This is a genomic window from Acinetobacter sp. FY683, from assembly GCF_059515885.1.
Window position 1 is genome coordinate 162,538 of the sequence record NZ_JCAKNA010000004.1, and the last position, 6,277, is coordinate 168,814.

Genomic DNA, 6,277 nt, shown 5'->3' on the forward strand with positions numbered 1-6,277 from the left:
GTATTAAGCTGAAAAGGAGGATGTTGTGGCAAAAGACTTTCAAAGTCTACATGTAGTAAACAGGTATGATGAGCATATTCGTCAACTTATACCTGGCTACGATTTGGCTCATCAACATATTCAAGCTTTATTAAAAGTTGATGTATTCAATGAATATGCACGAGTTTTGATTGTTGGCTGTGGAACAGGTTATGAGCTTTCATATTTGCTACAACGTTTTCCAAAATGGACATTTGTCGTAACCGAATTATCAGAAACGATGCTGAGTAAAGCGAAACAAAATGTTCAGCAATATAATATTGATAACAGAGTAGAGTTTATTTTGGGTGACTTCGCTGTAAATGACTTTGCTGATCGATATAGTGATGCCAGTTTTGATGTTGTGCTGACTATTTTAGTGAGTCATTTTGTAGAATATGAAACAAAGCCTAATTTTTTTAAAAATATTTATACAGTTTTAAAACAAAATGGCATCTTTATTACGTTCGATTTAATGAAATTCAAATCTAAAAAAGAAGCTGAATTGTTAAAATGCATTTGTATGCAAAATGGACTGAGTGAAAAGCAGGCTTCCACAATGCTCAGTCGTTTAGAAGATGATTTTTATCCTTTAAGTGAGAATGAAACTTTTAATTTATTTGAAAAAATAGGATTTCATGAAATCCAAAGGTTCATTCAAGTAACGTCTTATAAGGGTTTTATTACATTTAAATAAATTATTTTAAAAAATTGGCAAAGAAAAAGGGCTCTGGTTGAGCCCTTTAGTCTTAATGTTTAAATCTTAGTTAATCTTTTTGAAAAGGAAGTCATTAATTTTATGACCTTCTTCTAAACCACGACGTTCAAACTTAGTTTGTGGACGCCAATCTGGGCGAGGGTAGCTATTGCCTTTTCCTGCCATATTTTCAAGATTTGGACGGTTATCTAAAACATCTAACATCCATTCAGCATACGGTTCCCAGTCAGTTGCAGAGTGGAATGTACCACCCATTTCTAACTTCTGTTCTACCAATGGCATACGGTCATGTGACACGAAGCGACGTTTGAAATGACGCTTTTTCTGCCAAGGATCTGGGAAATATAATTGAATCGCATTAATGCTATTATCTGGCATTTCACGTAATACTTGAATTGCATCTGCATCAAGTAGGCGTAGGTTAGTTAAACCAGCCATACCCGCTTCATATACGCACTGTGCGATACCAGGTACATGTACTTCAATACCCACAAAGTTACGTTCAGGGTTGGCTTTTGCCATAAGGACCAAAGAGCGTCCCATACCAAAACCAATTTCCACTGTTAGTGGACGTTCAGGATGTTCAAACTGTTGGCGTAAATCACCAACTGGATATTCCAAAATTAGGTGAGCGTATTGTTCAAGCGCAGTACGTTGAGAAGTATTTAGTGGAGATGAACGACGCATGAAAGTGACAATTTCACGATGCTCGTTCAGGTTTTCCAGCTCTACAACTTGCTGGTCTAATTGATCGTTCGACATAATTTTGGCAATGTTAAAAACTACGAATGCGGTATTTTAAGTGCTGAGCCTCACAAGTCAAACTTTTATATGCCTTTATCTATAAATTGAACAAAAAATAAAAGAAAAGAGCCAAATAGGCTCTTTTCTTTTATTAATCTAATTATATTTATCTATAAGTGTGCTACTTGCTTCATTTAAGCCAATAATTTTCACTTCAATCTTTTTGTCATTAAATTTTTTTACAACACTATTAAACATTCTTACTGAGGTGACATCCCAAATATGAGCATGAGTAAGGTCAAGTTCAACAGTTTTAATGTTTTCTTTAAAGTCGAAAAATTGGAAAAATTTATCTGAACTACTAAAGAAAATTTGCCCAGAAACAATGTATTTTCGTTCATTGTTATGAAAGATAGATTCCACTTTTACTGAGCTTTCTAATTTATTAATAATAAATAGTGCAGAAAGTAAAACACCCACGCCTACGCCAAGAGCTAAATTATGTGTTGCAAGTACCACAATAATGACTGCAATCATCACGACATTAAAAGAAATAGGATGATTTTTAAATTGTTTTACAGAGTGCCATTGGAAAGTGGTGAAAGACACCATAATCATGATGGCAACCAGTGCAGCCATTGGAATATATGCGAGCCAATCTTTGAGAAAAACCACTAAGCACAGTAAAAATATACCCGCAATAAGTGTAGATAAACGTGTACGCGCGCCTGAGCTTACATTAATAATCGATTGACCAATCATGGCACAACCTGCCATACCACCCATAAAGCCACTGACAATATTGGCAAAGCCTTGTCCGCGGCATTCTTTATGCTTATCACCTTCAGTTTGAGTAACCTCATCAACCACAGTTGTGGTCATCATTGTCTCAAGTAAACCCACTGTTGCTAAGGTGATGGAGTAAGGGAAAATGATGCTAAGTGTCTCAAAATTTAAAGGAATATTTGGAATTAAGAAAATTGGTAATGTATCTGGAAATGTACCTAAATCACTTACAGTTCGCATATCTGCACCTAAAAATAGTGCTAAACAGCTTAAAACAATAATGCAAATGAGCGGGGATGGAATAGTCTTACCAATTTTAGGAATATAGGGAAATAGATAGATAATCGCTAAACCTAAGCCAACAAAAATATAGGCGGTACTATCCATTTTGTTTATTTCAGGAAGTTGTGCTGCAAAAATTAAAATTGCTAAGGCATTTAAAAAGCCAAAAATAACAGACTGTGAAACAAAGCGCATGAGCTTGGCAACTTTAAAATAGCCTGCAATAACCTGAATAATGCCTGTGAGTACTGTTGCAGCAAGTAAATATTGCAAGCCATGTTCTTTTACAAGAGTAATCATGAGCAAGGCAAGAGCACCTGTTGCTGCTGAAATCATGGCAGGGCGACCACCAAAAAATGCAATAGAAACAGCAATACAAAAAGATGCGTATAAACCCACTTGAGGGTCTACCCCTGCAATAGCAGAAAATGCAATTGATTCAGGAATTAAAGCTAAACCAACAACTAAACCTGCTAAAACATCGGTACGTATATTGGAAAACCATTCATCTTTTTTTAAGCTAATCACGTGCAATATTCAAAATATTTTAAAGCCGCCTATGTTAAAGCAACTTTGTTAAAAAAAGTACGTATATTCGACTTGATTAATTCATCTAATTGAACAATATTGAAAGTGTAAGTGTGAATTTTACAGTTACGAATTTTCTAAAAATAAGTAGGTTTCTTTACTTGAAAGTTTGACCGAAGCAATTTAAAACAGAGTATAGATATATAAAAGGGATCAAGTATGAAGCTATATTATTCACCGGGTGCATGTTCACTTGCATCTCATATTATTTTAAATGAAATTAATGTCGATTTTGATTTAGAACGTGTCAATGTTAAAACACATATCACAGAAAAAGGCACAGATTATTACAGCATTAATCCAAAAGGCTATGTACCTGCATTGGAAATTAATCCGGGTTTAATTTTAACGGAAAATGTCGCAATTCTTCCTTTCCTAGCTCAACATGATCCTAAGCAAGATTTAATTCCTCCATCGGGCTTAGGACGTGCCAAAGTTTTAGAATGGTTAGGTTACTTAAATTCAGAATTACATGATGCTTATGCTGTATTTTTTGGTGCAACTTTAGATGCCGAAGCAAAAGAAAAGGCTTATGCAGAAATTGATCGCTTATTGAAATATATAGATGATGCAATTGAAAAGTCCGACCATGATTATTTGGTAGATGATAATTTTGGCCCTGCCGATGCATATTTATTTGTCATTACAAATTGGTCTAAATTAATTCAACATGATTTAACACCGTACAAAAATGTTTTAGCTCTACGTGAGAAAGTATTTGCACGTCAATCTGTACAAATTGCTATGCGAGATGAAGGTTTAATTCCTTAATGTGTATGCAATAAAAAAGGACTCTTTATGAGTCCTTTTTTATTGGGCATTCATTTAAATATTCAAATGAATGATTTGAATAAGTTACTTAAAGAAATAACCTGTTTCAGGTGAACTTGCATTTGCCATGCGCTTACGTGGCATACGACCTGCTAAGAAAGCTTCTCGACCTGCTTCTACGGCTTTTTTCATTGCAGAAGCCATTAAAATAGGGTTTTGTGCAGCAGCAATAGCCGTATTCATGAGTACACCATCACAACCAAGTTCCATGGCAATAGCTGCATCACTTGCTGTACCAACGCCTGCATCTACAAGTACAGGAACTTTTGCATTTTCTTTGATAATAGAAATAGTATGTGGGTTTAAAATACCTAAGCCAGAACCAATTAAACTACCCAATGGCATAATTGCAACACAGCCCATGCTCTCAAGTTCTTGAGCAACAATTGGGTCATCCGATGTGTACACCATAATTTCAAAGCCATCGTCAATTAACGTACGCGCAGCTTTTAATGTTTCGGTGATATTGGGATAAAGTGTTTTTTCATCGCCTAAAACTTCAAGTTTTACAAGGTTGTGACCATCTAACAATTCACGTGCAAGCATGCAGGTGCGAATTGCGCTATTTGCATCGAAACAGCCTGCTGTATTTGGAAGAATTGTATATTTTTCAGGAGGTACAACAGAAAGTAAATTTGGTTGATCTGGATGTTGACCAATATTCACGCGTCGAATTGCAACAGTCACAATTTCTGCACCACTTGCTTGAATGGCAAGATCGGTTTCATTTAAATCTTTATATTTACCTGTCCCTACAAGCAGGCGAGATTGAAATGTACGTGAACCAATTATAAGGGGGGTGTCTTCCATGGGAGCTCCAAATTAACCGCCACCGACGGCATGTATAATTTCTATTCGATCTTTATCATTAATCACACTTTGCTGTAATTTGCTTTTTGCAATAATCATTTCATTGTGTTCAACAGCAAAACGTTTACCCTCTAATGCAAGTTCCTGAATAAGTTCTAGTAAGTTGGAACAAGCGGTATTTTGAAGTTCACCATTCAAATAAATTTGCACGTTGATTTCCCTAAATTTGTCATTATTTCGTGTATTTAAAAGCATTCCATGCCAACACTAACCATCCTGCAATCATGAGTGCACCACCAATAGGAGTAATAGCGCCTAAACCACGTGGTAAGCCTAAAGCCATGATATACAATGATCCACAGAAAAAGAAAATACCGATTTGTATGAGTAAAAAGCTAGCTTTAATTGGAAATTGTGGTGTGACTTTGGCAATAATTGAAAGTGCTAATAAACCTAAAGCATGATAGAAAAAATAGTCAGTAGCCGTTTGCCACCAACCCAATTGAATTTCTGTTGCATGTGCTTTTAAACCATGTGCGCCAAATGCACCTAACATGACAGCAATTGCTAAATTTAATGCTGATATCGCAAGCCACATAAGTCATTTTACCTATACAAAATTTGCGCTTAACCTTAGCATATTTTGTATATTTGATTAGGGTCTGTTGACATTTGCTGTGCAAAAAAAATAGCGAGAAAGTAAAATTTAATCGCCAAACCAAATCTACTCCTCGCTATGCCTCGTACAATGTTGACTGATCAACACTGGTCTAAGTTAGAAACTATTTTCCGTAATTTTCGTATTTATCTCAAACAAAATCTTCGTAATTTTATTGAAGCTATTCTTTATAGAATCCGTACAGGTTGCCCATGGCGGGATTTACCCGCCACTTTTGGAAAGCCAAACTCCATATTCAAGAAATTTTCTAGATGGTCGAAAGATAATAAGCTATTAAAAATATTTAAGTTAATTTCATCTGATGCTGACCTAGAGTGGATATTTATTGATGCTAGTCATGTGAGAGCTCATCAACATGCTACAGGAATTAAAAATCAGGCTATTTCAAAAAGTATCGGTGGAAACAGTTCTAAAATTCATTTGGCTGTTGATGCTCATGGGAACCCTGTTCAGTTTCTAATAGAGGATGGCACGACCCACGATGTAAAAGTGGCACCTAAATTAGTTGATAGCCTCTACCTAAACGAGACAGAAACTCTATGTGCAGATAAGGGTTATGACTCTGAATCCTTGAGAGAACAGATAGAAAATACGGGTACTCAAGCCAATATTCCTAAGAAATCCAATACACTATCAAATCATGATCATATGGATTGGTATTTATATAAAATCAGGCATTTAGTTGAGAATGCCTTTGCTAGATTAAAGCACTTTAGAGGCATTGCCACACGCTATGATAAGCTAAAGCAAAGCTATGAAAATTCTGTTGCCTTAGCTTGCATCTTTATTTGGTTACCATTATGAAATGTCAACAGCCCCTA

8 protein-coding genes are annotated in these 6,277 nt (G+C 35.7%); 3 read left to right on the forward strand and 5 right to left on the reverse strand.

The window, feature by feature from the left end; all coding sequences use genetic code 11:
* Positions 1-25 precede the first annotated feature (25 nt).
* A complete protein-coding gene (locus tag AC5YDH_RS03630) occupies positions 26-715 on the forward strand; it encodes a class I SAM-dependent methyltransferase (protein ID WP_496116932.1) in 690 nt (229 codons plus the stop codon).
* Between the two features lie 66 nt (positions 716-781).
* Here the strand turns inward: AC5YDH_RS03630 and trmB are convergent, their stop codons facing one another.
* Both trmB and AC5YDH_RS03640 read right to left on the reverse strand, forming a co-directional pair.
* A complete protein-coding gene (gene trmB, locus AC5YDH_RS03635; protein ID WP_496116933.1) occupies positions 782-1,498 on the reverse strand; it encodes a tRNA (guanosine(46)-N7)-methyltransferase TrmB in 717 nt (238 codons plus the stop codon).
* A gap of 138 nt (positions 1,499-1,636) precedes the next feature.
* Positions 1,637-3,076, reverse strand: a complete 1,440-nt coding sequence (locus tag AC5YDH_RS03640) for a SulP family inorganic anion transporter (RefSeq protein WP_496116934.1) — start codon at positions 3,074-3,076, stop codon at positions 1,637-1,639.
* A gap of 219 nt (positions 3,077-3,295) precedes the next feature.
* Between AC5YDH_RS03640 and AC5YDH_RS03645 the strand changes: the two genes are divergently transcribed.
* Positions 3,296-3,907, forward strand: coding sequence for a glutathione binding-like protein (locus AC5YDH_RS03645; RefSeq protein ID WP_496116935.1), 612 nt, complete (start codon positions 3,296-3,298; stop codon positions 3,905-3,907).
* A gap of 84 nt (positions 3,908-3,991) precedes the next feature.
* Here AC5YDH_RS03645 and AC5YDH_RS03650 read toward each other — a convergent pair whose 3' ends face one another.
* Genes AC5YDH_RS03650 through AC5YDH_RS03660 form a run of 3 tightly spaced genes read right to left on the reverse strand, consistent with a single transcriptional unit; the run spans position 3,992 to position 5,375 of the window.
* Positions 3,992-4,777, reverse strand: coding sequence for a thiazole synthase (locus AC5YDH_RS03650; RefSeq protein WP_496116936.1), 786 nt, complete (start codon positions 4,775-4,777; stop codon positions 3,992-3,994).
* A gap of 12 nt (positions 4,778-4,789) precedes the next feature.
* Positions 4,790-4,987 (reverse strand): sulfur carrier protein ThiS, encoded by a 198-nt coding sequence (gene thiS, locus AC5YDH_RS03655; RefSeq protein ID WP_496116937.1) that lies wholly within the window; start codon positions 4,985-4,987, stop codon positions 4,790-4,792.
* A gap of 22 nt (positions 4,988-5,009) precedes the next feature.
* Positions 5,010-5,375 (reverse strand): DUF423 domain-containing protein, encoded by a 366-nt coding sequence (locus tag AC5YDH_RS03660; RefSeq protein WP_496116938.1) that lies wholly within the window; start codon positions 5,373-5,375, stop codon positions 5,010-5,012.
* 138 nt (positions 5,376-5,513) lie between these two features.
* Here AC5YDH_RS03660 and AC5YDH_RS03665 point away from each other — a divergent pair, with 138 nt between their 5' ends.
* Positions 5,514-6,260 (forward strand): IS5 family transposase, encoded by a 747-nt coding sequence (locus AC5YDH_RS03665; protein WP_496116939.1) that lies wholly within the window; start codon positions 5,514-5,516, stop codon positions 6,258-6,260.
* Positions 6,261-6,277 lie beyond the last annotated feature (17 nt).

Excerpts from the sequence above, each read along its gene's own strand:
- trmB (WP_496116933.1), bottom strand. The coding sequence starts at position 1,498 with ATGTCGAACGATCAATTAGACCAGCAAGTTGTAGAGCTGGAAAACCTG.
- AC5YDH_RS03645 (WP_496116935.1), top strand. The coding sequence starts at position 3,296 with ATGAAGCTATATTATTCACCGGGTGCATGTTCACTTGCATCTCATATT.
- AC5YDH_RS03650 (WP_496116936.1), bottom strand. The coding sequence starts at position 4,777 with ATGGAAGACACCCCCCTTATAATTGGTTCACGTACATTTCAATCTCGC.
- AC5YDH_RS03660 (WP_496116938.1), bottom strand. The coding sequence starts at position 5,375 with ATGTGGCTTGCGATATCAGCATTAAATTTAGCAATTGCTGTCATGTTA.
- AC5YDH_RS03665 (WP_496116939.1), top strand. The coding sequence starts at position 5,514 with ATGCCTCGTACAATGTTGACTGATCAACACTGGTCTAAGTTAGAAACT.